This is a genomic window from Pseudomonas sp. SG20052 (assembly GCF_031766055.1).
GTDB lineage: Bacteria > Pseudomonadota > Gammaproteobacteria > Pseudomonadales > Pseudomonadaceae > Aquipseudomonas > Aquipseudomonas mandelii.
On record NZ_CP134498.1, the window covers coordinates 2,563,640 to 2,588,466 of the forward strand.

Consider the following 24,827-nt stretch of genomic DNA (forward strand, 5'->3'; position numbering starts at 1 on the left):
TCGTTTTAAAACAGGCGGTTAGATACTAATCCAGCGATGCGCGGAATGTGTTGGCAGGTCAGTGCGCTGCCAATCTGCCAGGATTGGCAGTCATTGGCAGTCTTACGGCGCGAGCACTCACTACTAGGCCAAACCTTGTTCTTTCAATCGTCTGTACAAAGTACGTTCGCTAATTCCAAGGTGCTTGGCCAGTTCAGCGCGGGTACCTTTGAAAGTAGCCAGTTCCTGTACCAGCGAGCTGCCATCGAAAGCAGTTGAAGTAGAGGCCTGAGCAGATGCCAACACGGATACCTGAGGCAAATGTATGGAGCGAATCACACCATCGTCAGCAAACAGACTGGCTCTTTCCAGAACATTGCGTAATTCACGGATATTGCCGGGCCAGGAAAACCGCTGCAATTGCGTCAGCGCATCAGCGTCTATTGTCAGTCGGCGCTTGCCTGAACCGGCGCGTTGCAGAAATGAATTCACCAGCAACCCAATGTCTTCAATTCGGTCGCGCAAGGGAGGTAACTGAATGGGAAAGGCGCTGATGCGGTAGTACAGGTCCTGCCTGAACTCACCTTTCTCCATCATTTTTTCCAGCGGCTTGTGGGTCGCCGCTATTAACCTGAAGTTAGCGTGAAGGGTCTCGACACCCCCGACACGGCGATAGGTGCCCGACTCGATCAGGCGCAACAGTTTCACCTGCATCGCCAGCGGAACATCGCCAATCTCATCGAGAAACAACGTGCCGCCCTGGGCCGTTTCAACCAGGCCAGGCTTACGCATGGTGGCACCGGTGAATGCTCCTTTTTCATGGCCGAACAGCTCGCTCTCAAATAACGTTTCAGTCAAGCCAGAGCAATCAACGACGACAAAGGGTCCAGTGGCCCGCTCGCTGGTTTCATGTACGGCGCGGGCGAACAGTTCTTTGCCCGTACCGGACTCGCCTAGTAGCAGCACCGGCAGCATCGATGGCGCCACCCGCTGCAGCTCCGACAGGGCCCGGTTAAAGGCGGGTGAACGGCCGACCAACCCTTCGTTGCTGGGCCGCGCTGATGCGCTGCGAACCAGTGTCAGACGCTCCACATAGGCAGTAATAACACCGTGCTCATCTAGAATCGGGCGCAATTCGACGTCGACATGCTCTGGGCCGCGAGGCGTGTGGTGAATGTGCAAAACACGATCCGGTCCGCGCATTTCCTGCGCCTTTTTCATCGGACAGTTCTCACCCGCCTGATCACAGGGGACATCGTAATGGTGTGAGATTTGATAACACTTATGGCCGATAAAGGGCTTGTCAGCGCTGCCAAACTGCCGCTGATAGGCCGTGTTGGCAGCCAGAATGTTGTAGTCCGGATCGAGCACGATCATCGGCTGGGGTTCGTACTCAAGAAACGAAACAAGTGACTGAACTTGATCCGAGTGCGGGAGTGAGTGGGGTGGGGCGGGCAGGATAATCTTCATCGTGGCTCCTGAGAATCCATCCATCCTGTTGTGGCACTGCCACCTCTGTCAACAAGCACTGCCAATGGCAGTAAATCCAGGTGAATGTAGAAAAACTCAAACCATGCTGAAAAAAATAAACTTAATAAAATCAAATAGGTGGGTGTGCGGGTAGGGCTTGGCAGACTTATTGCTATATCTGCCTCAGTGTGAGCGGCTTGGTAAAAGCCCCCTAAGGAGACAGGCCAATGAGTGTAAAACTTCACGTCGAAGGATTCTTCGATTCTGCTACCAATACCGTCAGCTATCTTGTGCTGGATGAGGCGACCCACCACTGCGCTTTGATCGACAGCGTACTTGATTACGACCCTAAGTCCGGCCACACCAGCACAACGTCTGCCGACAAGTTGATTGCGAGGGTGAAGGAACTCAATGCGAGGGTCGACTGGATTCTTGAGACTCACGTCCACGCAGACCACCTGACGGCCGCGCCCTACCTGAAGGAAAAGCTCGGTGGGAAAATAGGGATCGGCAGTCAGATTTCTACGGTGCAGGAGGTGTTCGGCACGCTGTTCAATACAGGTCGCGATATGGCCCGCGATGGAAGCCAGTTCGATCACCTGTTCGTCAATGACGAGCCGTTTGCCATTGGCACGCTGCAATGCCACGCGCTCCATACACCCGGCCATACACCCGCCTGTATGACGTATGTCATCAGCGATGGGATCGAAACGGCTGCCTTCGTTGGCGATACCTTGTTTATGCCCGACTACGGTACTGCACGCTGTGACTTTCCCGGCGGCAATGCGCGCACGTTGTTCCAGTCAATCAACAAGGTGCTGAGTCTGCCGGCCAATACCTTGCTGTACATGTGTCACGACTACCAGCCGGGTGGCCGCGAGGTGCAGTTCGTCAGCACCGTTGCAGACCAGCGCGCGCACAACGTTCATGTGCGTAATGGCATCAGCGAAGAGGAGTTTGTGGCGATGCGCACAAAGCGTGATGCATCGTTGGAAATGCCGACACTGATCCTGCCATCGGTTCAGGTCAACATGCGCGCAGGGCACTTGCCCGAGCCTGAAGCGAACGGAACGCGCTACCTGAAAATCCCGCTCAACGTCGCCTGACGTTGCCTTTCCCAGAAAACGCATAAGAAAAATACCCATAACGGAGATCCTTATGGACATTCGCCACCTTGAGCCCGGACTGTCGGTATCAGAACAGATTTTCCCCAACCAATTGGCTGAACTCAAAGAAGCCGGTTTTCGCACCGTCGTGTGTAACCGTCCCGATGGCGAAGGCAGTGATCAGCCCTTGTTTGCCGAAATCAAACGAGCCGCCGAAGCGGCCGGCATCGAGGCGCACTACCTCCCCGCAGAATCAGGCAAAGTCACTGACGAGCAAGGTATTGCCTTCGGCAAGCTCCTTGAAACACTGCCAAAGCCGGTGTTGGCCTATTGCCGTTCCGGCATGCGCTCGACAACGATGTGGGCACTGTCACAAGCGGGCCAGCAACCCCTGCCACAGATCGTCGAGACGGCCAAAAAAGCCGGGTTCGATATGAAAGGCGTCATTCGCCGAATCGCGAATCAGGGGCGCACGCCGGTCGAAGTGGCCGAGGCGCAGCATACCGTGGTCATCATCGGGGGCGGTGCGGCAGGTATCGCGACCGCTTCCAGTTTGCTGGCGCGAGATCCTGGACTCGACGTTGCCATCATCGACCCGGCCGATGTGCACTACTACCAGCCTGGCTGGACACTGGTCGGCTGTGGAGTCTTCGATGCGCCACAAACTGCCCGAACGATGGGCACGACCATCCCTCGCGGTGTGCATTGGATCAAGTCGGCGGTCGCCGCTTTCGAACCCGAGAGAAATGCCGTCATTCTTGATGGGTGCAGAGTCGTCAAATACGAGCAACTGATCGTGTGCCCTGGCCTCAAGCTCAATTGGCATGCAATCGAAGGTTTGTCGGACACCCTGGGCCGCAACGGCGTGACTTCAAACTACCTGTATCAACTCGCCCCCTATACGTGGGAACTGGTGCAGCAACTGCGTGGTGGCCGAGCCATTTTCACGCAACCGCCCATGCCGATCAAATGTGCCGGGGCGCCGCAAAAAGCCATGTACTTATCTGCCGATCATTGGAAACGTACCGGTGTATTGGACAAAGTCGAGATCGAGTTTTGCAGCGCCGGCGCGGTGCTGTTCGGAGTTCCCGACTACGTGCCCGCACTGATGGAATACATCAAGGCCTATGGTATCGACCTGAATTTCGGCAACACACTCACCAGCGTGAATGGGCCTGCACGGACTGCAACGTTCAACTGCGTCAAGCCGGATGGCAGCGCCCATCTTGTTACGCGCGACTTCGATCTACTTCATGTGGTGCCACCGCAGATTGCACCCGATTTCATTCGCGTCAGCCCTCTCGCTGACGCGGCGGGCTGGATTGATGTCGACCCAGCCACTCTGCGGCATAAAACCTGGGTCAATATTCACGCGCTGGGCGACGCCACCAACACCAGCAACGCCAAGACCGCGGCTGCAGCACGCAAGCAGGCGCCCGTCGTTGCCCATAATGTGTTGGCCGCAATGGGTAAAGCCAAAGGTAGCGCCCATTACGACGGTTACGGCTCCTGCCCGCTGACGGTTGAACGCGGCAAGATCGTACTGGCTGAGTTCACCTATGGCGGCAAGGTCGCCCCCAGCTTTCCATCCTGGCTTATTGACGGTACCCGGCCATCGAGGCTGGCATGGCTGCTCAAAGAGCGGATTCTTCCACCGCTGTATTGGAAGGGAATGCTCAAGGGCCATGAGTGGATGGCGAAACCTGAGTTGGCTGACGTATGAAATCAGACCTGAAAGCAAGGAGACTGAGATGACCGTCGTCTTACTGCTCGGGCTTACTGTTGGCGTCATTCTGGCGCTGACCGGCGCCGGTGGAGGAATACTGGCTGTTCCATTACTGGTGTTTGGAGTGGGATTGAGCATGGCCGAGGCAGGGCCAATCGGTTTACTGGCTGTCGGTTTAGCCGCGACCCTGGGTGCCGTAATGGGACTCAAAAACGGCACCGTCCGCTATAAAGCGGCGCTTTTAGTTGCAGGCGCGGGGATCGTCTGTTCTCCACTTGGCCTTTGGCTGGCGCAACGCACGCCTAACCGTCCGTTGACGATCATGTTTGCCTTCGTGCTGATGTACGTTGCGTTCCGGGTCTATCGACGATCGCTCACTCCCTCCACGGAGTCGAAGACCCCCGTCGCATCCAAACCACCGCCTTGTCTATTGGACGTGAACCGAGGAAAGCTTAACTGGACGGGGCCGTGTGCATGGGCACTCACCGTTTCCGGCATTGTCGCGGGCGGGCTTTCCGGCTTGCTCGGCGTGGGCGGTGGCTTTGTGATGGTGCCGGCACTCCAGCGATACACCAATTTGACAGCGCAGTCGGTGCTTGCAACGTCTCTTGCCGTTATTGCGCTGGTTTCCATTTCCGGCGTTGCTGCAAGCTCCGCAGCCGGGCATTTGCAGTGGGCGGTCGCACTTCCGTTTTCCATTGGCGCATTGGTCGGAATGGTGTGCGGACGTCTGATCGCTGCACGGCTGGCGGGTCCACACTTACAAAAAGGCTTCGCCGCAGTTTCCATGGCGGTGGCGGTGGCCTTGCTAGTGAAAGCTATTTAGTCATGTGCATACGCCTCCGTGACGCAAAGCAGGTGTTCAATCGCATCGGCAGTCCCGCTGCATTGGCAGTCATCCACACCCTCTATCAACCATTTCGTGCCGGAGAATCTTCATGAATGTCGACTGGCTCAACTTCACCCCTTGGTCATCCCTTGCCGGTGGCGCACTGATTGGTCTGGCGGCCAGTCTATTCGTCGTCGCCAACGGGCGTATCGCAGGCATCAGCGGTCTGATCGGCAGTCTTTTACAGCGGGGGAGCGAAGGGGTGAGTGAGAAAGCACTTTTTCTCCTGGGCCTGCTCATCGCACCGCTTCTATGGGGCTTGTTCGCCACGCTGCCGCAGATCGAATTCAAAACTGGCTGGTTCGGGCTGATCGTCGCCGGTGTATTGGTGGGCATCGGCACACGATACGGTTCAGGTTGCACCAGTGGCCATGGGGTGTGCGGCATATCGCGCCTTTCGCCGCGATCGATGGTTGCCACTGCGTGCTTCATGTTCAGTGGTTTCGCCACAGTGTTTGTCCTGCGTCATCTTCTGGGAGGTTGGACATGACCAAACTGAGTGCATTCATTGCAGGTCTGCTGTTCGGTTTGGGTCTGCTTCTGGCCGGCATGGCCAATCCGAGCAAAGTGCTCGCTTTCCTGGATCTGACCGGTGCCTGGGACCCTTCCTTGGCGTTGGTCATGGTCGGCGCAATCGGCATAGCCATTGGCCCGCTGACCTGGGCACGCCGACAATCCAGTTCGCTGCTGGGAAAGCCAATGCAGCTACCGATCAAACGTGAGTTGGACCCGCGCCTGATTGGCGGGAGCCTGTTGTTTGGCATCGGCTGGGGAATAGCAGGCATTTGTCCTGGCCCCGCAGTGGCCATTCTGCTGACAGGACGCTGGCAAATAATCGTATTCATGTTGGCCATGCTGGCCGGCATGTTGTTGTTTACTGCGCTGGAGACCCGGCGCAACCATTGATCGGGAGATCGCCATGAAAGCGAATGTCGGAACCATTGATCGAAGCCTGCGCATTGTCGCCGGTCTGCTTCTCATTGGCCTCAGTCTGTCCGGGGTGATCGGCGTATGGGGCTGGATAGGTTTAGTGCCGCTGGCCACAGGCATTTTCCGTTTCTGCCCTGTCTATACGTTGCTCGGCATCAAATCGTGCCAGTCGACCTGTTCGGACAGCAGAGAACGGCCATAAGGGTTTAGTCTCGCAGGCCGTGCTTCAAAACCCTCAGATACCTGCTGCCATTATTGCGGGGGAGGGGATGAAGCGGTCTGCCAGACGCCTGGCCTGCTGAGTCGCGGCCTCACGCGCACGCAGGTCAACGTCTTCCCCCAGGATGGTTTTCTCCACAATCACCGAATGCACATCCGTGACGCCGATAAATCTCAGCCAGGCTTCCACGTAGGGCTTCTGAAAGTCGAAGCGCTCCGCCGGTGTGATCGACTGCGCCGAAAAATCCAGGCCGCGGGCGTACATCACCACGGCGCGTTTGTTGTGCAGCATGCCTTCCAGACCGCGTTCCGGGTCAACGCTGAACAGGATGTCCTTCTGCGATACCAGGTCGATGAAGTGCTTGAGTTTGTACGGGATGCTGAAATTCCACAGCGGTACGGACATCACCAGTACATCCGCGCGGTGCAGGTGCGCAGCCAGTTCTTTCAACGTGTTCCAGGCCTCCTGTTGCGCTGTGGTCAACGGCGTGCCACTGAGCCCGGCGTATTTGGCCTCCATCGCCACATCATCAAATTCCGGCAGCGCCATGCTCCAGAGGTCGAGGGTGACGATTTCAGTGTCCGGGGTGTTTGCTTGATAACGCGCAATGAAACTGCGAGCGACTTCAAGGGAAGCCGAGCGCTGTTTGCGTGGAGAGCATTGAATATGCAAAAGGGTTGTCATGGCACACCTTGAATGATGAGGGCGGGGCAGGTGACGCATTGCAACATAGTTATATTTGAAATATAAATCGTAAATTCCAACTAGATTAATCACGAATAAAACTATGTTCGACACGTTGCTGCTCAAGACATTTGTCACGGTCGTCGATGAAGACGGCTTCAGCCGTGCCGCCCAGAAGCTGCACCTGACTCAGTCGGCGGTCAGTGGTCATGTGCGGCGATTGGAAGAGCAGATTGGTAAGCCGCTGTTGACGCGTACCACCCGTTCCCAGCAACTGACGGCCGATGGCGAGCGCCTGGTCGCTTATGCACGCACGATCCTCGCGCTGAACCGTGATGCCTGGACTGACCTGACACGCACACCGTTTCACGGGCGGTTGCGGATCGGGTTGTCCGAAGATTTTGTCGAGTCTCGATTGCTGCGCACTGTTCAGGATTTCGCGGCGCAGTACCCCGGGATGGAAATCGAGGTGCAGGTGAACATCCCGGGTTCGTTGCTGGCGCTGATGAAGCAAGGGCAACTGGACGTGGTCATCGGTTCGTTGTGCGAAACCAGCGAAGCGGGGTTGCTGCTGTGGCAAGAGCCGCTGGTGTGGGCGTGGTCGGCGCAACCCGTCACCCGATTACCGACGCCGTTGCCGCTGGCCCTGTTCCCCGCGCCGTGCCCTTATCGCGAAGCCGCGCTGACGAGACTGGCGCAGGCCGGAATCGCCCAACGCACGGCAATGTTGTGCAGCAGCACCGCCGGGTTGCGGGCGGCGGCACTGGCAGGCTTCGCGATAGCGCCCATGCCTCTCAGTCAGTTGGGGCAGGGACTGGCAGTTATCGGGGCTGAACAAGGATTGCCGGCATTGCCGGATGCGCAATGTCGGCTGTTCGCCTCACCTGAAGCGGATCAGGCGATGGTGGCAGCGGTCACTCAGCTCATTGTGGAGTATTGCTCCACGCGCAGGGCTTGATTGGCATGGGCGTAGCGGCATCCATTTGAGTCAGTGATTGCAAGCTTGGATGGGCGCCTGTATCTCCTAAATGCGGGGCATCTGTATCTATCGAGAATCCCACTGGAGCGGTACGGTCCACAGATCCTCTGTCATTGATGAGCCACCCATGGATCTAACGGATGTTCCCTTTGGTACGACCGATTGGTCGACTGTCGAACCTGTCCAGTACGCCGGACAGACGGGCACTGCCTATTGGCGAACCTGCCAGTTTGGTTCGACGCGTGTGCGGATGGTTGAATACAGTCCTGGTTATCTGGCCGATCACTGGTGCTGGAGAGGGCATATCCTGTTGTGCCTGGAAGGCGAGTTGCACACGGAACTGGAGGATGGTCGCCAATTCACGCTTACAGCGGGGATGAGCTATCAGGTGGGCAACAACGCTGAGGGGCATCGATCTTTCAGCACCACAGGCGCGAAGTTGTTTATCGTGGATTGACTCTGGTACCAACCACGATCGTCCCATTGCAGAGTCAGGTGCTCATCGAAGGACGTTTGTGGCAGCACTGTGCGCCCGTTCTGCCTGTCCAGAGCTTGACTGAGTAAAAACAGAGCGTAAAAAAGCCCGGCATGTCAGGCCGGGCTTCTTGTCGGATGCCGCAGTAAAGCCATTCATTCAGGCAGCGCGGCTTTCGATCAGGCGGTCAGAACCACCCTCAGCGACGCGGCTTTCGATCAGACGGTCAGAACCACCTTCAGCGACGCGGTTTTCGATCAGACGGTCGGAACCACCTTCAGCAACGCGGTTTTCGATCAGGCGGTCGGAACCACCTTCAGCGACGCGGTTTTCGATCAGGCGGTCGGAACCACCCTCAGCGACGCGGTTTTCGATCAGACGATCCGAACCACCCTCAGCCACACGACTTTCAATCAGACGATCCGAGCCGCCTTCAGCGACAACCGGGTGAGCAGAGGTAGCGGCGAAAGCGTTAACTGCAAAAACCGAGAAAGCGATGCTGAGAAGGATTTGGCGTTTCATGATGGTGTGCTCCGGGGTGTAGTTGTTTGGTATGGAGGCGATGTTACGCCCCGGAGTTTTTAAGAGAACTTCATTGAGTTGATGGTGACTATCGATGGCAGCAATGGATGCGCCTCACGCCCGTGCCGTCCGCGCAAACCCGCATTCCGTTGCTGGTCAATGGCACATACGATCTGGAGTGCGGATCCACCACCAACAACGCTGCGCGTGGCAAGGATGTGGCTTTTGCAATTAGTCATTTCTACACAGGCACGCGCCTATTGACCAAGAAGACCTCCGGCATAAAGAACTACGCCGATCTCGCAAAGAAGACCGTCGCCAGTACCGTCGGCAGCACGAACGAGAAGGTCCTCCGCCAATACAGTGCCGACAACAATCTAGACGTACAGGTCGTCTTGGGCAAAGACTATGACGACTCCATGGCGCTGGTTGAAAATGATCGTGCCGTGGCGTTTGCCATGGACGATATCCTGCTGTTTGGCCTCATGGCGAACTCGAAAAATCCTGATTCGCTCGAAGTCGTGGGTGATGCGCTGCAAGTCGAACCCTACGGCTGCATGCTTCGCAAAGATGATCCTGAATTCAAGCAATTGGTCGATGGCACCATAACCCGTCTGATGGAGTCGGGCGAATTCGAAAGGCTATACACCAAGTGGTTTCAATCACCGATTCCTCCAAAAGGAATGAACCTGAACATGCCGATGAGCGAACAGCTCAAAGCCAATCTCAAGGCGCGCAGTGACAAACCAGCGCTGTAAAGCTTGACGAACTTTGCTCGACTTCAGCGTCGCGCAGACAGTTGTTGCGGCGCCAAAAACGCATCGTGGAAGTAATTACGAAACGCCTGCATGGCCGGGCTGAATTCGCGCTCGCGATGCCACGCCAGACCAACGCTCATGGGCGTCACTTTATCGGTGACGGTGAGGGTCTCGATGCGTTTTCCTTCCAGTGACCAAGGGCGATGCACCAGGTCCGAAAGGATCGCCACGCCGCTGCCATTGGCGACCATGCTGCGCACCGCTTCCACTGAACTGGTGCGCACCCGCTCGTTCGGCTGTTGGTGCGCGTGTTCCCAGTAGCGCATGGCGCTTTGTTCGGCTTCGTCGACGGTCAGCAGGATGTAGGGTTCTTTCGCCACGTCGGCGAGGCTGACCGCCGAACGTTCGCACAGTGGATGGTGGCTGGGCAGCCAAAGCCGTCGTTCGGAGTTGAAGAGAATTTCCGAGACGATGTCCGGGTGAGTGAGGTTCGCGGTAAGCACCACGGCCATGTCGAATCGACCCTCCAGCAAGCCTTCTTCGATGGCCGTCCGTTCCTGTTCGTGGACTTCGATGGCCACGTCAGGATGCCAGTGTTCCAGGCGTTGCAGGTGGTGCGGCAGAAAGTAGCCGATCACCGTGTAACTCGCTGCCAGACGCAGCAGGCCACTGGCGCGAATGTCCGGCAACGGACTGTTCATCGCATCATCGACACTGCGCAAAATCACATACGCGCGATTCAGAAAGTGCCGCCCGGCATCGGTCAGGCTCATGCCCTGGGCCGAGCGCTGGAACAACAGCGCACCTAACATACCTTCCAGTTCCTTGATCGCCGTGGTCACCGCCGACTGGGAAATATTCAAATGGATCGCGGCCTGGGAAATTTGCCCGATCTCGGCGGTGGCGACGAAATAGCGGACCTGGCGCAGGGTCAGTGACATGGGGACTCCGGATGAGGGGGTATCTGTTTTTCAGAAGATACCCTATCTGTTAATAGATCTTCCCAAGGGGTACGGAGGAATCTAACTTGGCCTGCATGAAGTCACAAGTGTCAGGAGCAAGCGTCATGCAAGCAGTAGATTTCAATTCGGACATGGGCGAAGGCTTCGGCCCATGGACCATCGGCGATGGCGTCGACAACGAACTGATGGGCTTCATCAGTTCAGCCAATATCGCCACCGGTTTTCATGCCGGCGACCCCGGCACCATGCGACGCACCATCGAGCAGGCCAAGCGCCTGGGCGTGGCCATCGGCGCGCACCCGGGGTTCCGCGACCTGGTTGGATTTGGCCGCCGGCACATCAATGCACCGGCCCAGGAGCTGGTCGACGACATGCTCTACCAGTTGGGCGCCCTGCGTGAACTCGCCCGGGTTCAAGGCGTAGCCCTGCAACACATCAAGCCCCATGGCGCGCTCTACATGCACCTGGCCCGGGACGAACAGGCCGCCCGTCTGCTGGTGGAAAACCTCCAGCGCCTGGAGCCTGAGTTGCTGCTGTATTGCATGCCCGACTCGGTGATCTGGCGGGTCGCCAAGGAGCTTGGCCAACCGGTGATCCGCGAGTTCTACGCCGACCGCGAATACGACCTCACGGGCTCCATCGTCTTCACCCGCAACGTACGAGCCTACGATCCGGCGCAAGTGGCCGCGCGAGTACTGCGTGCCTGTCAGCAAGGCGTGGTGCGCACGGTCGAGGGTGAAGACCTGGCGATCGAATTCGATTCGATCTGTTTACACAGCGACACCCCTGGCGCCCTGGCGTTGGTCGAAGCCACGCGCAGTGCCCTCGACAGCGCCGGGATCGAGGTTCGTGCACCGCGCTAAATCAGGACGAGACACCTGGCACACAGATGCCAGGGTTTGCACACCGATTCATTTTTGCCTGCCTTTCTACAACTATTCCAAGAGGAACAGACATGGCCGAACACACTGTAATCACCCCGTTGCCCGGGACCTTCTACCGCAAAGCGACTCCTGAATCGGCGAACTTCGTCGAGGTGGGCGCGCAGGTCAGTGCCGACACGGTGATTGGCCTGATCGAGGTCATGAAGCAGTTTTCCGAACTGACCGCCGGAAAGGCCGGTCGCCTCAGCGCATTCCTGGTAGAAGACGGCGATCCGGTGGAACCGGGTCAGGTCGTCGCAACACTCGACGACGAGTGAGGGCGCGATCATGACTCAAGGTATTCGTAAATTATTGATTGCCAACCGTGGCGAGATCGCCGTGCGGATTATCCACGCCGCCAACGCGTTGGGGATCCCCACCGTTGCGGCATGCAGTGAGGCAGACCTCGATTCCCAGGCCGCGCGCATGGCCGATGAAGTCCACGTCCTTGGCCCGGTCCGTGCGGATAAAAGTTACCTGAACGTCGAAGCGTTGCTCGGTGCCTTGAAAACCACCGGCGCCAATGCAGTACACCCCGGTTATGGTTTTCTCTCGGAGAACGCCGATTTTGCCGAAGCGGTCCTTGCCGCCGGCGCCATTTTCGTCGGCCCGAGCCCGGACACGATCCGGCGCATGGGCGACAAAGCCGAGGCCCGGCGCACTGCGCAAGCCGCCGGCGTGCCGGTGGTGCCGGGTTCCCCCGGTGAATTGTTCGACGTCGAATCGGCGCTTAAGGCCGCCGAAGCCGTGGGCTTCCCTCTGTTGATCAAAGCCTCGGCCGGTGGGGGCGGGCGCGGCATTCGCCTGGCGGAAAACGCCCAGCAACTGACAGAAGAGTTTCCCCGCTCACAGCGTGAAGCCCAGGCCGCGTTTGGCAATGGCGCGGTTTACCTGGAGCGGTTTATCAGCAAGGCCCGGCACATTGAAGTGCAGGTCTTGGGCGACGGTCAGCACGCCGTGCATTTGTTTGAGCGGGAATGTTCCCTGCAACGTCGCAGGCAGAAAATCTTTGAAGAAGCGCCGTCACCGGCCCTCAGTCAGCAGCAACGGGAAACCCTCTGCGCCAGCGCCGTGCGCCTGACCGAATCCCTCGGCTACAAGGGCGCCGGGACGCTGGAGTATCTGTATGACGACGCCACCGGCGAGTTTTTCTTTATCGAGATGAATACGCGGATTCAGGTTGAGCACCCGGTCAGCGAATTAATCACCGGCATCGATCTGGTCCAGGCCATGTTGCGCATTGCCGGGGGTGAACCGCTGGGCTTCAAGCAGAGTGATATCCAGCTCAACGGCGCCGCCCTGCAAATGCGTCTGAACGCTGAAGACCCGGCGCGGGATTTCTTTCCCAGCCCGGGGCTGGTCGAGGAACTGATCTGGCCGCAGGGTGAGGGCATTCGCGTCGATACTCATCTGTATCAAGGCTACCGTGTGCCGCCGTACTATGACTCGCTGCTGGCCAAGCTGATCGTGCATGGCGCTGATCGCGCCGAAGCCCTGGCCCGTGCGCGGGTTGCGGTAAGGCGAACCACGCTCACTGGCATGGCCAGCACCTTGTCCCTGCACGGCGTACTGCTGGAGCAACCGTGGCTGCACAGCGCCGACTTTCACACCGGCACCCTGGAAACCTGGCTGGCCGAGCGCCGTTTCGGAGGTGAAGTATGAGCACTCCCATCCGCTACAGCTTTGGCGCCGATGAGCACCTGTTCGCCGAAGTCAGCGACAGCATGTCCCTGGACGCGTTCTTCAAGGGCCTGGCCGTCACTCGCGCGGTGGAACGGCTGGCACTGGATGGCGTGCTCGATATCTGCCTGGCCAACGCGTCATTCCAGATCCGTTTTGACCCGGATCGCATCGCCCCTCATACCTTGCTCGAAGCGGTAAAGATCGCCGAAGTCGGGGCCGTCGCCGAACGCACGTTGCAGACGCGGATCATCGAGATTCCGGTGCTGTACAACGACCCCTGGACCCACGAAACCCTGATGCGCTTTCGCGACCGGCATCAGGACCCGAGCGCCACGGACCTGGAATACGCCGCACGGATCAACGGCCTGGCGGACGTCGAGGCGTTTATCGCCGCCCACAGTGGTGCGCCGTGGTTTGTCTCGATGGTCGGCTTCGTCGCCGGGCTGCCGTTCATGTTCCAGATGGTCGAGCGCGAGCGGCAGTTGCAGGTGCCCAAATACCTGCGCCCGCGTACCGACACGCCAAAACTGACCTTGGGTCATGGCGGTTGCTTTGGCTGCATCTACTCGGTGCGCGGTGCCGGTGGTTATCAGATGTTTGGCGTCACACCGGCACCGATCTACGACCCACAGCAGAACCTGGCGTACCTGAAAGAGCACATGGTGTTTTTCCGCCCCGGTGACATCGTGCAGTTCAAACCGATGGACCGTGAGGCGTATGACCACGCGGTGGCCGAAGTGGAAGCCGGGCGCTTCGATCTGCGGATCCGGCCGGTGGAGTTTTCGCTGGATGCGTTTCTGGCCGATCCCGTTGGCTATCCCAAGTCGCTGCAGGAGGTGTTGGCATGATCAAGGTACTCAAACCCGGTCTCGCCACGTCGGTACAGGACCTGGGCCGCGAAGGGTATTACCACTTGGGCATTCCGCCCTCCGGCGCGCTTGATCAGTACGCCTTGAGTGCGGCCAATCAACTGGTCGGTAACCCGGCGGGGGCGGCAGCACTGGAATGCACGTTGCTGGGGCCGGAGCTGGAGTTTCAACAAGACGCGCTGGTGGCTGTGTCCGGCGCGCACATGACGCCACGGGTCGACGGCGTGGAAATGCACCACGACACGGCGTTTGCGGTGAAGGCCGGGCAAGTGCTGCGCTTTGACTTTCCCAAGGCTGGCGCCCGTGCTTACGTGGCGGTGGCCGGCGGTATCGATGTGCCGATCGTGCTCGGCAGTCGTTCCACTTATGCGCTGGGTGCGCTCGGTGGTTTTCAGGGGCGCAGGCTGGTGGCGGGTGATGAACTGCCCGTCGGTATCGCCAGCGGAAAGAGCCGCGCCGGGGCCAGTTTGCCCATGGCGTTGCGCCAGTCCTTGGGGGGCGAAATCACTCTGCGGGTGGTGCCGGGTCTTTACTACCACCGCTTGAGCGAATCCGCCGCGCATAGTTTCTTTGCCGAACCCTGGACGGTGGGCTCGGAAGCAGACCGCATCGGCTACCGCTTCAAGGGCGGCAGCGCGCTGAGCTTTCAGCCCCGCGAGCAGCCGTTCGGCGCCGGTTCTGATCCGTCGAACATCGTCGACAGTTGCTACCCCATTGGCTCGATCCAGGTCCCGGCCGGGCTCGAACCGATCGTGTTGCATCGCGACGCCGTGTCCGGCGGAGGCTACGCGATGATCGGCACGGTCATCAGCGCCGACCTCGACTTGATCGGCCAGATGCAACCGAACCAGAAGGCCCGCTTTGTCGCGGTGACCCTCGAAGAGGCGCTGGAAGCGCGACGTTCCTATAAGAAAAAACTCAGCTGCCTGAGCAAGCTGTTCCCTTCCTGATTCTGCCCGCCGCATTGCGCGGGTAATGCCAAACGGTAAGCCAACGCCGCACTTCGGTGCGGTGGCGGCTGCCCGCGCTTCAACCTTTGACTGGTTTTGGAGTTCACGCACATGGCTGCTTTATCGCAATCGAGTCAAACCGGGCAAGACCCGGCCAATCAACCCGTTCCAGCCGAAGCGCGCATGGGGCGATTGTCCCTGACCATGGCCTGGTGGGCGGTGTGCAGTGCGATGTTTTACATCGTGGTCGGCGCCTCACTGGCGTTGTCGTATGGAGCCCGCAACGCACTGATCGGCATGGTTCTGTCGGTGATCAGCTACGGGCTGGTCAATAGCGTGCTCAGCCGCTTTGCCATCCGCAGCGGCTTGTCGGTGGCGTTGTTTTCACGGTTGCTGTTCGGCAGTACCGGGGCGTGCCTGGCAACGTTGATCTTCTTTTCCACGGCGATCTACTACGCGGTATTCGAAGGCTCGGTAATCGCCGTGGCGCTCAATCACCTGTATCCGGAGCTGGTTTATCCGCTGGCCGCATTGGCGGTGGTGCTCTACAGCGTGCCAATGATTCTGGGCAGCGTGCAGCATTGGCTGGACAAGCTCAACGGCGTGTTGTTGCCGGTGTATCTGGGCGGTTTGCTGGTGGCGGTCGGGCTCTCGATCAGTCGATATGGCTACCAGCCGCAATGGCTGGATTTCGGCCCGGCAACACCCAGCGCCTTCGGCTGGTGGGACTGCTTTGTCGCTTACATGGGGGTCTGGGTGCTGATGCTGTTCACCTTCGACTACGCGCGTTTCGGCAAGCCTGAGGACGCCGAGTATCACGGGCGCTGGAACTTCGGCATGCCGTTCTACGCGGTGACCTTCCTGCTCAATGGCGCGGCGGGCATCTATCTGGTCAGCAGTATTCCCCACGAAGGTGCGCTGAACGAAGTCTCTGTGGTGATGGCGATTCTGCAATTAATGGGCTTGTGGGGCTTGTTGTTTGTCTGGGCCACGCAAACCCGGATCAACACCGCCAATTACTACCTGGCGACACTGAACATGCAGGCGTTCTTCGGGCGTTTTGGCCTGCGCGGTTCGTACTTGATGTGGGCACTGGTAGTGGGGGTGATCGTCTATGGCTTGATGCTCGCGGACGTGTTTGCCTACCTCCTCAAAGCGTTGGCCTATCAGGGGATCTTCGTGGTGGCCTGGGTCGGCGTGGCGTTGGCGCAGATACACTACGGGCGCAATGAAATGGCGGCACTCGAGCGGGTGCCCGCGTTCAATTCCGTGGGTTTGACGGCGTGGTTTGGTGCCACCGCTTTGGGGCTTGCGTTGATGTTTTTCGGCGGTGGCGTGAGCAGTTTTTCCGCACCCTCTACGGTGATCGTTGCATTTGCGTTGCAGTCGGGCTTATCCCATCGGCACCGGCTAGTTTTGGCTGAGTAGGATTTTTCAGTCACTCGTTGTGTGACTGCCTGCTCTAGCACGTTAGAGCAGGCATTGGACGCTCATGACGAATCCGCTGATGAATGGTCCAGGGCTGCTGATGGCACAACCGTTATGGTTTCACTGCGTGGCGTTCTTCAACATGAGGAGCGTCCGCTGGGTTCTTCTGCGGAACGACAAAGTTCACCACCGTACTGGTCAAAATCTTATGACTCGGATCAGCCACTTCAAGTAGAACCTTGTGAGCGCCCGGCGTCAGCCCAACCAAAATAATCGGGTCTTCACTGGTGTGCGCCCAAGTACCTTTCCAGTCGTCGACGGTCACGTGAAGGTGGCCGAGCCGTGGTGATACTTCGACAGCCGTTTTGCCAAATACCGGCATGATCCGGGCGTGCTCGGTTCGATACTGAATAATGACAACCCCACGGGCCAGCGGCGCGGCGAGCGGCGGGTAGGCAATGAGTTTTGGTCCTGTCTCAGACTCCAGTGGGAGTATGGCCGGTGGCTGATCGGTGTCTGCTACCCCTTGACCCCACGCGGCTATGCAAAGGAAGGCACCCAACGCAAAGGTAGATAGATTTCTGAGAGCAAGGGGCATGGTGTTTTTCTCCCGCGTGATCTCATTCAAGGCTAGATCAAACCGGGCAGTTGTCTATGCCCAAGCTGCCTCTCTCTGCAAAACAGCCGAGTGGGGAGGGGCAGAAAACGGGTGTTGAATACAAGCCCTTTAATGACGGTGATCGGCTAAAAACAGCCAGTAAATGGAGCGACGCAAAATGACAGCTAAGCTTCCTTCTACTGTCTGGCTTATTAAGCAGACCGGGTTTTGCGGCCATGCCGTGTCGCCGCCTTCAGCGGTCACCACGTCGTTACAACAGCCAGCCCGATCTTGAGCGTCAGCCCTTCACAACAGCCTCGGAGGGGAGCCAATGAAACGTATCGTCATGCTTATCGCGATCTCTTTGCTGACCACTGCTTGTCAGAGCACACATGATAATGGCGTCACCCGACTAGACAATTGTGTCTGCTATAAATCGACCGAGGCACAACATTTGCCAGCATCGCAAATGGCATGGACAGACCCCGAAACGTTGCAGGAGCAATTCTCACATTGCATTTGCCGGGCCTTGGTTGACCTGAAGAAGGTCGATGATCCCGGCAAATTTTTCGTACCCGGAACCGAAATAAGAACGGAACTGAAATAAAACATGATCGGGGTTGTGAGCCATCCGTACGCTTTGGTGTTTGCGATCACTCGCTCGGGGTGGTGCAGCGTGCGAAACAGACCAGAACCGTCTGGGCTCAACGTCCATATTCAACGTAAGGGCCCAAGTAGAAAGCTTGCGTATCCCAGTTGATTCGATAAATCACTTCTTTGCCTGGCTTGATCCTGGCCGCGACCGTTTTGATCGCGGCACCCGCACATAATCCAGACTCGGCGAGCCCGGCACCGAGATTCACTTCACCGGCAGGCAAAACGAAAGATGCCTTTTGACCGGGGCCTATCTTGGCTGCGCGCCGACCATCAATGTAGAACATGGCGTCACATCCCGCACCGACAAACCCGTCATCACGGACAATAGTCAGGCGTCCAGGCTCTTTCGTGCCCTGGCTTTTGAACGCGTACATCTTGTCGGCCGGCACTGGCCGGGCTTCAGAAACCGGCAGGGGTGAGGTTGCGCACCCGCCCAAAGCCAGCAAGAGCGCCCCCGTTGCGATACTCCTTCGCATCGTTTTTCCTCCCGAAAAGGGCGAATGCATCAGGCGCCATTCTGTTTTGCTTCATGACGCCATTCGCCAAAAACGCTTTAAATGGATTTGTTACCTTTTACTAAACCTTGCTCTTGGCGTCTGTGTTTTTTCTGGCCTTCACCAACAGGTGAAAGGCGTCAGTATCAAGTGGCCGACTTAGAAAGAAACCTTGGCCTTCATCGCACGACACTGCTTTGAGCAAATCCAACTGTTCGGCAGTTTCAATCCCTTCCGCCGTAACGGTGAGTGATAACGCGCGGCCCAAGCCCACAATCGCCTGGATGATGGACTCATCATCACTTTCGACCAGTTTGTTTAGAAAGCTCCGGTCTATCTTCAGGCCATCGAAGGGGAACGTGCGCAAATAACTCAGTGAAGAATACCCCGTGCCAAAGTCATCCATGCATATGCGCACGCCCAGGCGCTTCAATGTACGCATCAGCTCTAGTGCGCCGGGGGCATCTTCGAGCATGACGTTTTCAGTAATCTCCAACTCTACCCGGGTAGGCGCGATTCCTGAGTCGTGAAGTGCTTTCTGCACACGCTCCACCAAATTGCCTCGCTTGAATTCGCTAGGTGAAAGGTTGACGGATACAAACAAATGTTCCGGCCACCGTGCGGCGCAACGGCAGGCGGTGTCGATGACCCAGTCACTCAAGGAAAGGATCAGGCCGGATTCTTCAGCGATGGGGATGAACGTATCGGGAGGTATTAACCCGCGCTCAGGATGTTGCCACCGTATCAACGCTTCAGCGCCGACCATCTGCCCGTCTGAGATTCGGTAGCGCGGTTGGAAGTGGAGTCGAAGTTCTCCATTCTTTATTGCAAAGCGCAGATCACTTTCCAGACGACGCCGCTCAATAATCCTGGCGTTCATATCCCCCGCATAGAAACGCCAGGTATTACGACCTCCAGCCTTGGCTTCATACAACGCAATATCCGCATAACGTAGCAGCTCAGTCGCCTCGCAAGCGTCATTTGGCGCCATCGCGATACCAATACTGGCACTGACAAATACCTCTTGCTCATTGATTTGAATCGGCTGCTCGATGGACTCGATCAAACGGCGACAAAGCGCCTCGACTTCCTCCTGGGAACTGACATCGGTGAGTATCAGTACAAACTCGTCCCCCCCGATCCGAGCGACAAGATCACCGTGGCGAACACAGTCTGCCAAGCGGCTCGACACCTGGTTAAGCACCAGGTCACCTGCGGCATGTCCTAACAGATCATTCACTGGTTTGAATCGATCAAGGTCCAGACTGAGCATGACCAAGGGTTGTTCTAGTGTCGGCAACGCTTTGAGTTTGCCATCAAGAAACTCCTGTAGTCGTGTCCTGTTGGGAAGGCCGGTCAGGGCATCATGTTGTGAGAGGAATTCGATTCGTCGACGGGCTTCAACTTCCTCCGTGACGTCGGTTGCTGTCCCCCTGAATCCTCCTCCTGCCATGACTCGCGCCGAAAGGCGGGTGATTCGCTCTTGGCCATTTGTATCCACGTAGCGGCACTGAACACTGATATCCGGACGACGGTTCGGAATACTGAGCCACTGAGATAAAGTGCCTAATTCAGTGCGCAGCAGATCATCCATCGCCGCACCAATCCATGCAGTCCTGGAAAAGCCCGTGATATCTTCAAATCGCTCGGATAGATAGGTGAAGCGCCAACCGGCGTCCATTTCCCATACCCAATCCGAACTGGCCTCAACAACATCACGAAAGCGCGCCTCACTGGTGGCAAGGTCGGTCTGACTGCTTTGCAGCGATGCATAGCTGGCGTCAAGCGCCTGCGCAGCGGCCGTCGTACGACGCAAGATCACCCAAGTCATCAGGCACACCAGCAGCGCAGCGAGTCCCACCAAGGGCAACCCCAGCGCCAATAATTGCAGCCCTGGTTTGTGCGGACTCCATTGCAGGACGCCTGCTGTACCGGCCTCGCCCAGGGGATAGGCAGACACCAAGGGGATTTCGTCGGGAGCGGCCGTGTGCAGGCCATCTACCCCGAAATCCCGGCCTATTGTTGCGAGCTTGGCGCTGTCCAACATTTCAACGAATATCAACACCGACGCCGATCTATCATCCGCTATGACCGTTGGATCGGTTCCGGGCGTAATCGCAGCCGCAGCGACGAGGGCCGGTATCCCTCCAACATTGATGAACGTAGTCGTCGGCGTTTCGGTTTCCGCTCCCTCACGTGCTTGATCGAGAATCGCATCAACAGACTGTTCGAGCCATTGTTCGACTTCAACTGACACCCTCTGACCCTTGACCAAGGAATAAACGGTACGATTGACATCGTTGACTACAAACACTCCCCGAAACCCAAACTCTGTATAAAGTGTCGTCCCGAGATTTTGCCGTACGTACGCCCAGTCCACGTCTACCTGAGTATGCAAGTGCTTGTAAGCATCGCCCCAAAAGGCGTAATCCTTGACGGTCGAGCGCAGCGATTTTTCCAACGATTCCACGGCTTTCTTCGTGTAAAACGCACTGTCACGTTCCTCCGTCCGATCTAGATTTTGCGCAACATAAACAAGTGAATAGCAGGCAAATAAGAAAACCCCCGCCAAAAGACCCACAAACTTGAATAGCGAAGTTCGAGTCAGGGCCACGCTTGAGCGATTGGTTGAAGAACAAGAGATGGTGGGGAGAGCGTTAGGCATAAATGACCGGTACTCGTTGAAGCTAGTTATTTACATATCAGGTTGTCGGCAGTCGACGCTGAATAGTGAGCGCCCGTCCGTCGCGCCAAGCAGGTCTGCCCCAGTCTGCCGGAGACGGGATTTCACGAAGACGCGTTGCGCTACCGATGCAATAGGCCTGTTGCCAACGGCGAGGGGGTGTAGTGGTCTAATGAAACCGGACACCCATTTAGGCGAGAATGGTCGCCAGATCGAGGTGTCAGATGACCAAACAACGCCGCTCCTTTACTCCTGAATTCAAGCGCGAGGCTGCCGACCTTGTGCTCAAACAAAACTACAGCTACATCGAAGCCAGCCGTTCACTCGGCGTGGGCGAATCGGCCCTACGCCGTTGGGTCGACCAGGTTCAGCAGGAGCGCAAAGGCGTTACCCCGCAGAGCAAAGCGCTGACACCGGAACAGCAAAAAATCCAGGAGCTTGAAGCCCGGATCGCTCGCCTTGAACGGGAAAAATCGATACTAAAAAACCGCCTCCGCGGCCCATTGGATTAGAAACACTGCGTTCTACACTGATCCAACTGGACAGTGGTCGCTGGCTTTTTGGAGGCTTAGACCCCGTCAGCCAACAGCCAGGTTCTCTCGGGCCACCGTTGGATGTCCGCACCACCAGCGCACTGCCGCAGCGCGGGCATTGGCGCGAGGCCGATGGATCGTCGCGCTGCTTCAGGCGTTGCACATGCTCACGTCGGGTAGCGAGCGTCGGCGCCAGGCGACCTGCTTGCAAGGTCTGCAACATGGCCGTCACCTGCGCCTCGCTGAACACCGTTTGCTGGAAAGACTTGATGTAATGGACCCAGCCACCGCCTCGGGTGACATTAGCCGGCATCCTGGTCTTGAAAGTGCTTGGGCCGACAAACACGATGACCGAATGCACAAAGTCCGGGCCGATGCCCAACGCCGCTTGCAGGGCCTTCAAGTGTTTGTAGTTCTGGCGGTTCGGATTCTGGAAGGCGAAGCGCTTCTTGTAAATCAGCTGCGTCCACTGAGCCTGCTTCTCACCACCGAAGATCCAGCCTTTCATGTGCTTGGTCTCCAGCACAAAAATGCCGAAGGGCGACACAAACACATGGTCGATCTGCGTGGTGCCGTCCGGGGTGATCAGCGTCACGTCATGCAGGCGACGGTAAACCTGACGATCCAATCTAAAGTGTGCGCGCAAACGCACCAGACGTTCACCGAACCAGCCTTTGAACAGGCGCGTGCGCAGCAGCGTCCATACCAGCATCAGCGGTAGCAGCCAGACCAGGATGTTGAGTAAGGGGTGCAGGATAACGGAGGTGTTCACTTGGCAGTCCTTTGCAGTGAGGGGAGGGGTGTTGAGTTGTCCGATGCTACGTCCCAGTAAAGCATTCCGGACCGCAAACAAAACGGGCGCCCGATAGGTGCCCGCTTTCATTTACTCCGCCGCCTGCGCCCGCAAGCGTCGGCCGATCACATCCATCAAGTCACAGCCATCGCGCAATGGGATGGCCAGCAATTTGGAGAAGTCCGTCAACACCACCGTGTCACAACCGAGCTCGGCGCGGAAGGCGATGTTTTCCAGCACCTGCGTGACGGTGCGGATGCGGTAGTCGGCCATGGCTTGAAGGACGTCGAGTGGAGCTTGGGTATCGATGAGCAGGGAGGCCGGGATCAGGTCGATTCCGGTGAGAGGCATGTATCTTTCCAAAGGTAAAACTCCGATCAAAGCAAAGGTTGGCTGCCCCTCAATCGTCGCCAAACGAATGGGTGACAGCTGTACGCAGGTTGGCGAACCGGGATCGGAATACCGGCAGACCCGAAGGTCTCCCGCGCACAGCTGCCATAAAGACAGCTTTGCGGGCATGCGAAAGCGACTGCATGAAAGCACAGCGCTTTTGCATCCGATCGATCAGGTCGCCAAACCTGAATCGCCATTTTGGGCGACGGGGCGGACTATAAACTTCATCGGAACGACGGGCAAGGTTAGGAATTCCGAAGTTTGTGTAGGAGATTAATGGCGGCCCTAGGACCGTTACATACCTTCTGTGAGCGACTGCTATCGGCCCAGAGTGTGTAAAAACGCTTCGCCAAAATTGAGGTGTGCGCGTTTACGTTAAATCTAAAATTTATCGGCACGTCAGCAGATGTGGATTTTGCGTAGAAGCGCGATTTCCAGTCCGGTTTTGAGTGCCTGTCGCGCTGAAAAACGTTTTTACACAGCCTCGGCCAAAAGCGGACCTCAATGAGCAATACAAGAAGTAGCCATCGCGTAGATCTTGTCCCCTTGCCAACCAGGCACCGTGCAGATACTGTCCGCTTATGAATCAGCTACGCATTGCCTCGACCACCACCACCACGACTACGACCGCCCGAGGCGGGTCGTGAGAGGTGTCGTGAGCCAATAACGCACGAACTTCAAAGGCCCGCCAGTGATGGAAAGGGCCTTTTCTTTTGCCCTTGTGTCGCTGGTCCAAACGCAAGGAAAAGCACTATGCATGCACTGTTGATTCTCGATATGCAGGTTGGATTGTTTCATGGCCCGGATGAACCATGGGCTGGTGAGGCGCTGCTGAATACGTTGAATAGTCTGTTGAATAAAGCCCGCAGGGCCGGCGCGCCAATTTTTCTTGCTCGCCACGTGGGGCCGCCCGGCTCGCCTATCGAACCTGGAAGCCCGTTGACGCAACTGGTGCAGGAACTGTTGCTGCAAGGCGACGAAGTGATTTTCAACAAAAGCCGACCTAACGCTTTCGCCATGACTGACCTGGCCGATCGACTAAAGGCTTGTGGATCTCGAGGCGTGGTTATTGCGGGAATGAAGACCCAGTATTGTGTCGACAGCACCTGCCGCGCCGCACGAGATCTTGGATTCGACGCAGTGCTGATCGCCGATGGTCATACCTGCACCGACACTCCCGCATTGAAGGCTGAAAGTATCGTCGCTCATCACAATGCAACCCTGGCGGGCCCATTCTGTCGTGTCGTTCACGCTGAGGACTGGCGTTTCTGACCGGCATTGATAGATCGACTCAAGTTCTGGGTCGATCTGTCCGCTTTGGGTGGCTGCTGCCCCCACGGCAGGCAGAAATCGGCCAAGTGTAGACACGCGACAAAGGCACGATTGCTTTAGGAAAGTATTGATCAAATCTGCAACAACTCTTGCCAAGGATTTCATGCGATGGATTGCCCCCCGACGCTATACACCAGCCGTCTTATCCTCACGCCACTGCGAATGACTGATGCAGCCGCGATACAACAGCTGTTTCCCCAATGGGAAGTGGTCCGCTACCTTGACAGCCGTGTGCCATGGCCCTACCCGCAGGATGGGGCGCTGGTTTACGTGCGCGATGTCGCTCTTCCCGCCATGGCTAGAGGACAAGAGTGGCACTGGATGATTCGCACGCGCGCGCAACCTGAGCGCAGCATCGGGAGCATCAGCCTGTATGACCAGCCAGGTAACAATAGGGGGTTCTGGCTCGCGCCTCTGTGGCAGGGCAACGGCTATATGCGCGAAGCCTGCGAGGTCGTCAACGCTTACTGGTTCGCGACATTACTACGTCCGGTCATGCAAGTGCCCAAGGCTGTCGCCAACCATGCTTCGCGCAAGGTATCCCAACATGAAGGCATGCGGATGATCGGGACGCGGAACGGGCATTTTGTCTCGGGGCCCATGCAGGTCGAAGTCTGGGAGATCACACGGAGCGAGTGGCTTGGCGCGCGCGCTGAAACTTGACCTTAAATTTGTGCCGGTCCGAGTGACAGGCTGCTATCGGATCGATTTCAACCGGTTGCAAACGGCCAGAAGCTGCCATTGCGCGCCAGGATTCAGGCATCGGATGATCCAGCACGCCACACAGCAAA

26 protein-coding genes and 2 pseudogenes are annotated in these 24,827 nt (G+C 57.6%); 19 read left to right on the forward strand and 9 right to left on the reverse strand.

What is annotated here, in order from left to right:
* Positions 1 to 123 precede the first annotated feature (123 nt).
* The gene (locus RHP74_RS11665; RefSeq protein WP_311099503.1) at positions 124 to 1,449 is read right to left on the reverse strand and encodes a sigma 54-interacting transcriptional regulator; all 1,326 of its coding nucleotides are present in this window, start codon (positions 1,447 to 1,449) and stop codon (positions 124 to 126) included.
* A gap of 227 nt (positions 1,450 to 1,676) precedes the next feature.
* On the opposite strand from RHP74_RS11665, the gene RHP74_RS11670 reads away from it, so the two are divergent.
* The 6 genes from RHP74_RS11670 (at position 1,677) to RHP74_RS11695 (ending at position 6,302) form a co-directional block, all read left to right on the forward strand.
* The gene (locus tag RHP74_RS11670; RefSeq protein ID WP_145309493.1) at positions 1,677 to 2,555 is read left to right on the forward strand and encodes an MBL fold metallo-hydrolase; all 879 of its coding nucleotides are present in this window, start codon (positions 1,677 to 1,679) and stop codon (positions 2,553 to 2,555) included.
* 52 nt (positions 2,556 to 2,607) lie between these two features.
* On the forward strand, positions 2,608 to 4,278 hold the full coding sequence (locus RHP74_RS11675) for a TIGR01244 family sulfur transferase (RefSeq protein ID WP_311099505.1): 1,671 nt from the start codon (positions 2,608 to 2,610) through the stop codon (positions 4,276 to 4,278).
* Positions 4,279 to 4,306: 28 nt separating this feature from the next.
* Complete coding sequence (locus tag RHP74_RS11680; RefSeq protein ID WP_311099507.1) at positions 4,307 to 5,107, forward strand: sulfite exporter TauE/SafE family protein; 801 nt, start codon at positions 4,307 to 4,309, stop codon at positions 5,105 to 5,107.
* Positions 5,108 to 5,219: 112 nt separating this feature from the next.
* The gene (locus RHP74_RS11685) at positions 5,220 to 5,660 is read left to right on the forward strand and encodes a YeeE/YedE family protein (RefSeq protein WP_145309487.1); all 441 of its coding nucleotides are present in this window, start codon (positions 5,220 to 5,222) and stop codon (positions 5,658 to 5,660) included.
* Entirely contained in the window at positions 5,657 to 6,076 is a 420-nt protein-coding gene (locus RHP74_RS11690; RefSeq protein WP_077750457.1) for a DUF6691 family protein, read from the forward strand. The genes RHP74_RS11685 and RHP74_RS11690 overlap by 4 nt, the downstream gene beginning before the upstream one ends.
* A gap of 13 nt (positions 6,077 to 6,089) precedes the next feature.
* The gene (locus tag RHP74_RS11695) at positions 6,090 to 6,302 is read left to right on the forward strand and encodes a DUF2892 domain-containing protein (RefSeq protein ID WP_311099510.1); all 213 of its coding nucleotides are present in this window, start codon (positions 6,090 to 6,092) and stop codon (positions 6,300 to 6,302) included.
* 33 nt (positions 6,303 to 6,335) lie between these two features.
* Here the strand turns inward: RHP74_RS11695 and RHP74_RS11700 are convergent, their stop codons facing one another.
* Positions 6,336 to 7,004: an FMN-dependent NADH-azoreductase gene (locus tag RHP74_RS11700; RefSeq protein WP_169857291.1), complete on the reverse strand. Its 669-nt coding sequence runs from the start codon at positions 7,002 to 7,004 to the stop codon at positions 6,336 to 6,338.
* A 103-nt stretch (positions 7,005 to 7,107) separates the two neighbouring features.
* On the opposite strand from RHP74_RS11700, the gene RHP74_RS11705 reads away from it, so the two are divergent.
* Together RHP74_RS11705 and RHP74_RS11710 are read left to right on the forward strand one after the other, a co-directional pair.
* The gene (locus tag RHP74_RS11705) at positions 7,108 to 7,962 is read left to right on the forward strand and encodes a LysR substrate-binding domain-containing protein (RefSeq protein ID WP_077750459.1); all 855 of its coding nucleotides are present in this window, start codon (positions 7,108 to 7,110) and stop codon (positions 7,960 to 7,962) included.
* Between the two features lie 148 nt (positions 7,963 to 8,110).
* Positions 8,111 to 8,440 carry a DHCW motif cupin fold protein gene (locus RHP74_RS11710; protein ID WP_010459253.1) on the forward strand — a complete coding sequence of 110 codons (330 nt, stop codon included), beginning with the start codon at positions 8,111 to 8,113 and terminating at the stop codon, positions 8,438 to 8,440.
* Positions 8,441 to 8,617: 177 nt separating this feature from the next.
* Here RHP74_RS11710 and RHP74_RS11715 read toward each other — a convergent pair whose 3' ends face one another.
* The gene (locus RHP74_RS11715; RefSeq protein ID WP_311099515.1) at positions 8,618 to 8,980 is read right to left on the reverse strand and encodes a hypothetical protein; all 363 of its coding nucleotides are present in this window, start codon (positions 8,978 to 8,980) and stop codon (positions 8,618 to 8,620) included.
* 107 nt (positions 8,981 to 9,087) lie between these two features.
* Between RHP74_RS11715 and RHP74_RS11720 the strand changes: the two genes are divergently transcribed.
* The gene (locus tag RHP74_RS11720; RefSeq protein ID WP_245006819.1) at positions 9,088 to 9,738 is read left to right on the forward strand and encodes a transporter substrate-binding domain-containing protein; all 651 of its coding nucleotides are present in this window, start codon (positions 9,088 to 9,090) and stop codon (positions 9,736 to 9,738) included.
* 23 nt (positions 9,739 to 9,761) lie between these two features.
* Here RHP74_RS11720 and RHP74_RS11725 read toward each other — a convergent pair whose 3' ends face one another.
* Entirely contained in the window at positions 9,762 to 10,679 is a 918-nt protein-coding gene (locus tag RHP74_RS11725; protein ID WP_311099517.1) for a LysR family transcriptional regulator, read from the reverse strand.
* Positions 10,680 to 10,804: 125 nt separating this feature from the next.
* Here RHP74_RS11725 and RHP74_RS11730 point away from each other — a divergent pair, with 125 nt between their 5' ends.
* From RHP74_RS11730 to RHP74_RS11755, 6 genes are all read left to right on the forward strand, one after another.
* Positions 10,805 to 11,563 carry a 5-oxoprolinase subunit PxpA gene (locus RHP74_RS11730; protein WP_010459262.1) on the forward strand — a complete coding sequence of 253 codons (759 nt, stop codon included), beginning with the start codon at positions 10,805 to 10,807 and terminating at the stop codon, positions 11,561 to 11,563.
* 92 nt (positions 11,564 to 11,655) lie between these two features.
* On the forward strand, positions 11,656 to 11,901 hold the full coding sequence (locus tag RHP74_RS11735; protein WP_077749837.1) for an acetyl-CoA carboxylase: 246 nt from the start codon (positions 11,656 to 11,658) through the stop codon (positions 11,899 to 11,901).
* 10 nt (positions 11,902 to 11,911) lie between these two features.
* Positions 11,912 to 13,285: an acetyl-CoA carboxylase biotin carboxylase subunit gene (locus RHP74_RS11740; protein WP_311099519.1), complete on the forward strand. Its 1,374-nt coding sequence runs from the start codon at positions 11,912 to 11,914 to the stop codon at positions 13,283 to 13,285.
* Entirely contained in the window at positions 13,282 to 14,154 is an 873-nt protein-coding gene (locus RHP74_RS11745; protein ID WP_288111577.1) for an allophanate hydrolase subunit 1, read from the forward strand. Before RHP74_RS11740 ends, RHP74_RS11745 begins: the two co-directional genes overlap by 4 nt.
* Entirely contained in the window at positions 14,151 to 15,125 is a 975-nt protein-coding gene (locus RHP74_RS11750; RefSeq protein ID WP_154504282.1) for a biotin-dependent carboxyltransferase family protein, read from the forward strand. The genes RHP74_RS11745 and RHP74_RS11750 overlap by 4 nt, the downstream gene beginning before the upstream one ends.
* Positions 15,126 to 15,236: 111 nt before the next feature.
* A complete protein-coding gene (locus RHP74_RS11755) occupies positions 15,237 to 16,553 on the forward strand; it encodes an allantoin permease (protein WP_311099523.1) in 1,317 nt (438 codons plus the stop codon).
* 112 nt (positions 16,554 to 16,665) lie between these two features.
* On the opposite strand, the gene RHP74_RS11760 is transcribed toward RHP74_RS11755, so the two are convergent.
* Positions 16,666 to 17,151 (reverse strand): DUF6130 family protein, encoded by a 486-nt coding sequence (locus tag RHP74_RS11760; protein WP_102595542.1) that lies wholly within the window; start codon positions 17,149 to 17,151, stop codon positions 16,666 to 16,668.
* Between the two features lie 331 nt (positions 17,152 to 17,482).
* Here RHP74_RS11760 and RHP74_RS11765 point away from each other — a divergent pair, with 331 nt between their 5' ends.
* The gene (locus RHP74_RS11765) at positions 17,483 to 17,758 is read left to right on the forward strand and encodes a hypothetical protein (RefSeq protein WP_077749842.1); all 276 of its coding nucleotides are present in this window, start codon (positions 17,483 to 17,485) and stop codon (positions 17,756 to 17,758) included.
* 97 nt (positions 17,759 to 17,855) lie between these two features.
* Here the strand turns inward: RHP74_RS11765 and RHP74_RS11770 are convergent, their stop codons facing one another.
* Positions 17,856 to 18,284, reverse strand: coding sequence for a hypothetical protein (locus tag RHP74_RS11770; RefSeq protein WP_311100467.1), 429 nt, complete (start codon positions 18,282 to 18,284; stop codon positions 17,856 to 17,858).
* Between the two features lie 100 nt (positions 18,285 to 18,384).
* Positions 18,385 to 20,967, reverse strand: coding sequence for an EAL domain-containing protein (locus RHP74_RS11775; protein ID WP_311099526.1), 2,583 nt, complete (start codon positions 20,965 to 20,967; stop codon positions 18,385 to 18,387).
* Between the two features lie 242 nt (positions 20,968 to 21,209).
* On the opposite strand from RHP74_RS11775, the pseudogene RHP74_RS11780 reads away from it, so the two are divergent.
* A pseudogene (locus RHP74_RS11780) lies at positions 21,210 to 21,470 on the forward strand (transposase); the annotation flags it as partial.
* 112 nt (positions 21,471 to 21,582) lie between these two features.
* On the opposite strand, the pseudogene RHP74_RS11785 reads toward RHP74_RS11780, so the two are convergent.
* Positions 21,583 to 22,290: pseudogene (locus RHP74_RS11785) on the reverse strand (nuclease-related domain-containing protein); the annotation flags it as partial.
* 111 nt (positions 22,291 to 22,401) lie between these two features.
* The gene (locus tag RHP74_RS11790; protein WP_042932149.1) at positions 22,402 to 22,674 is read right to left on the reverse strand and encodes a hypothetical protein; all 273 of its coding nucleotides are present in this window, start codon (positions 22,672 to 22,674) and stop codon (positions 22,402 to 22,404) included.
* Between the two features lie 783 nt (positions 22,675 to 23,457).
* On the opposite strand from RHP74_RS11790, the gene RHP74_RS11795 reads away from it, so the two are divergent.
* On the forward strand, positions 23,458 to 23,976 hold the full coding sequence (locus RHP74_RS11795; protein WP_145309459.1) for an isochorismatase family protein: 519 nt from the start codon (positions 23,458 to 23,460) through the stop codon (positions 23,974 to 23,976).
* A gap of 168 nt (positions 23,977 to 24,144) precedes the next feature.
* Positions 24,145 to 24,699 (forward strand): GNAT family N-acetyltransferase, encoded by a 555-nt coding sequence (locus tag RHP74_RS11800; RefSeq protein WP_311099530.1) that lies wholly within the window; start codon positions 24,145 to 24,147, stop codon positions 24,697 to 24,699.
* Positions 24,700 to 24,827 lie beyond the last annotated feature (128 nt).

Bases quoted from the DNA above. Each gene is read 5' to 3' on its own strand.
- RHP74_RS11760 (WP_102595542.1), bottom strand. From the start codon at position 17,151: ATGCCCCTTGCTCTCAGAAATCTATCTACCTTTGCGTTGGGTGCCTTC.
- RHP74_RS11735 (WP_077749837.1), top strand. From the start codon at position 11,656: ATGGCCGAACACACTGTAATCACCCCGTTGCCCGGGACCTTCTACCGC.
- RHP74_RS11750 (WP_154504282.1), top strand. From the start codon at position 14,151: ATGATCAAGGTACTCAAACCCGGTCTCGCCACGTCGGTACAGGACCTG.
- RHP74_RS11675 (WP_311099505.1), top strand. From the start codon at position 2,608: ATGGACATTCGCCACCTTGAGCCCGGACTGTCGGTATCAGAACAGATT.
- RHP74_RS11800 (WP_311099530.1), top strand. From the start codon at position 24,145: ATGGATTGCCCCCCGACGCTATACACCAGCCGTCTTATCCTCACGCCA.
- RHP74_RS11680 (WP_311099507.1), top strand. From the start codon at position 4,307: ATGACCGTCGTCTTACTGCTCGGGCTTACTGTTGGCGTCATTCTGGCG.
- RHP74_RS11685 (WP_145309487.1), top strand. From the start codon at position 5,220: ATGAATGTCGACTGGCTCAACTTCACCCCTTGGTCATCCCTTGCCGGT.
- RHP74_RS11765 (WP_077749842.1), top strand. From the start codon at position 17,483: ATGAAACGTATCGTCATGCTTATCGCGATCTCTTTGCTGACCACTGCT.
- RHP74_RS11720 (WP_245006819.1), top strand. From the start codon at position 9,088: ATGCGCCTCACGCCCGTGCCGTCCGCGCAAACCCGCATTCCGTTGCTG.
- RHP74_RS11775 (WP_311099526.1), bottom strand. From the start codon at position 20,967: ATGCCTAACGCTCTCCCCACCATCTCTTGTTCTTCAACCAATCGCTCA.
- RHP74_RS11740 (WP_311099519.1), top strand. From the start codon at position 11,912: ATGACTCAAGGTATTCGTAAATTATTGATTGCCAACCGTGGCGAGATC.
- RHP74_RS11795 (WP_145309459.1), top strand. From the start codon at position 23,458: ATGCATGCACTGTTGATTCTCGATATGCAGGTTGGATTGTTTCATGGC.
- RHP74_RS11690 (WP_077750457.1), top strand. From the start codon at position 5,657: ATGACCAAACTGAGTGCATTCATTGCAGGTCTGCTGTTCGGTTTGGGT.
- RHP74_RS11715 (WP_311099515.1), bottom strand. From the start codon at position 8,980: ATGAAACGCCAAATCCTTCTCAGCATCGCTTTCTCGGTTTTTGCAGTT.
- RHP74_RS11700 (WP_169857291.1), bottom strand. From the start codon at position 7,004: ATGACAACCCTTTTGCATATTCAATGCTCTCCACGCAAACAGCGCTCG.
- RHP74_RS11695 (WP_311099510.1), top strand. From the start codon at position 6,090: ATGAAAGCGAATGTCGGAACCATTGATCGAAGCCTGCGCATTGTCGCC.
- RHP74_RS11745 (WP_288111577.1), top strand. From the start codon at position 13,282: ATGAGCACTCCCATCCGCTACAGCTTTGGCGCCGATGAGCACCTGTTC.
- RHP74_RS11670 (WP_145309493.1), top strand. From the start codon at position 1,677: ATGAGTGTAAAACTTCACGTCGAAGGATTCTTCGATTCTGCTACCAAT.
- RHP74_RS11710 (WP_010459253.1), top strand. From the start codon at position 8,111: ATGGATCTAACGGATGTTCCCTTTGGTACGACCGATTGGTCGACTGTC.
- RHP74_RS11725 (WP_311099517.1), bottom strand. From the start codon at position 10,679: ATGTCACTGACCCTGCGCCAGGTCCGCTATTTCGTCGCCACCGCCGAG.
- RHP74_RS11770 (WP_311100467.1), bottom strand. From the start codon at position 18,284: ATGCGAAGGAGTATCGCAACGGGGGCGCTCTTGCTGGCTTTGGGCGGG.
- RHP74_RS11705 (WP_077750459.1), top strand. From the start codon at position 7,108: ATGTTCGACACGTTGCTGCTCAAGACATTTGTCACGGTCGTCGATGAA.
- RHP74_RS11665 (WP_311099503.1), bottom strand. From the start codon at position 1,449: ATGAAGATTATCCTGCCCGCCCCACCCCACTCACTCCCGCACTCGGAT.
- RHP74_RS11730 (WP_010459262.1), top strand. From the start codon at position 10,805: ATGCAAGCAGTAGATTTCAATTCGGACATGGGCGAAGGCTTCGGCCCA.
- RHP74_RS11755 (WP_311099523.1), top strand. From the start codon at position 15,237: ATGGCTGCTTTATCGCAATCGAGTCAAACCGGGCAAGACCCGGCCAAT.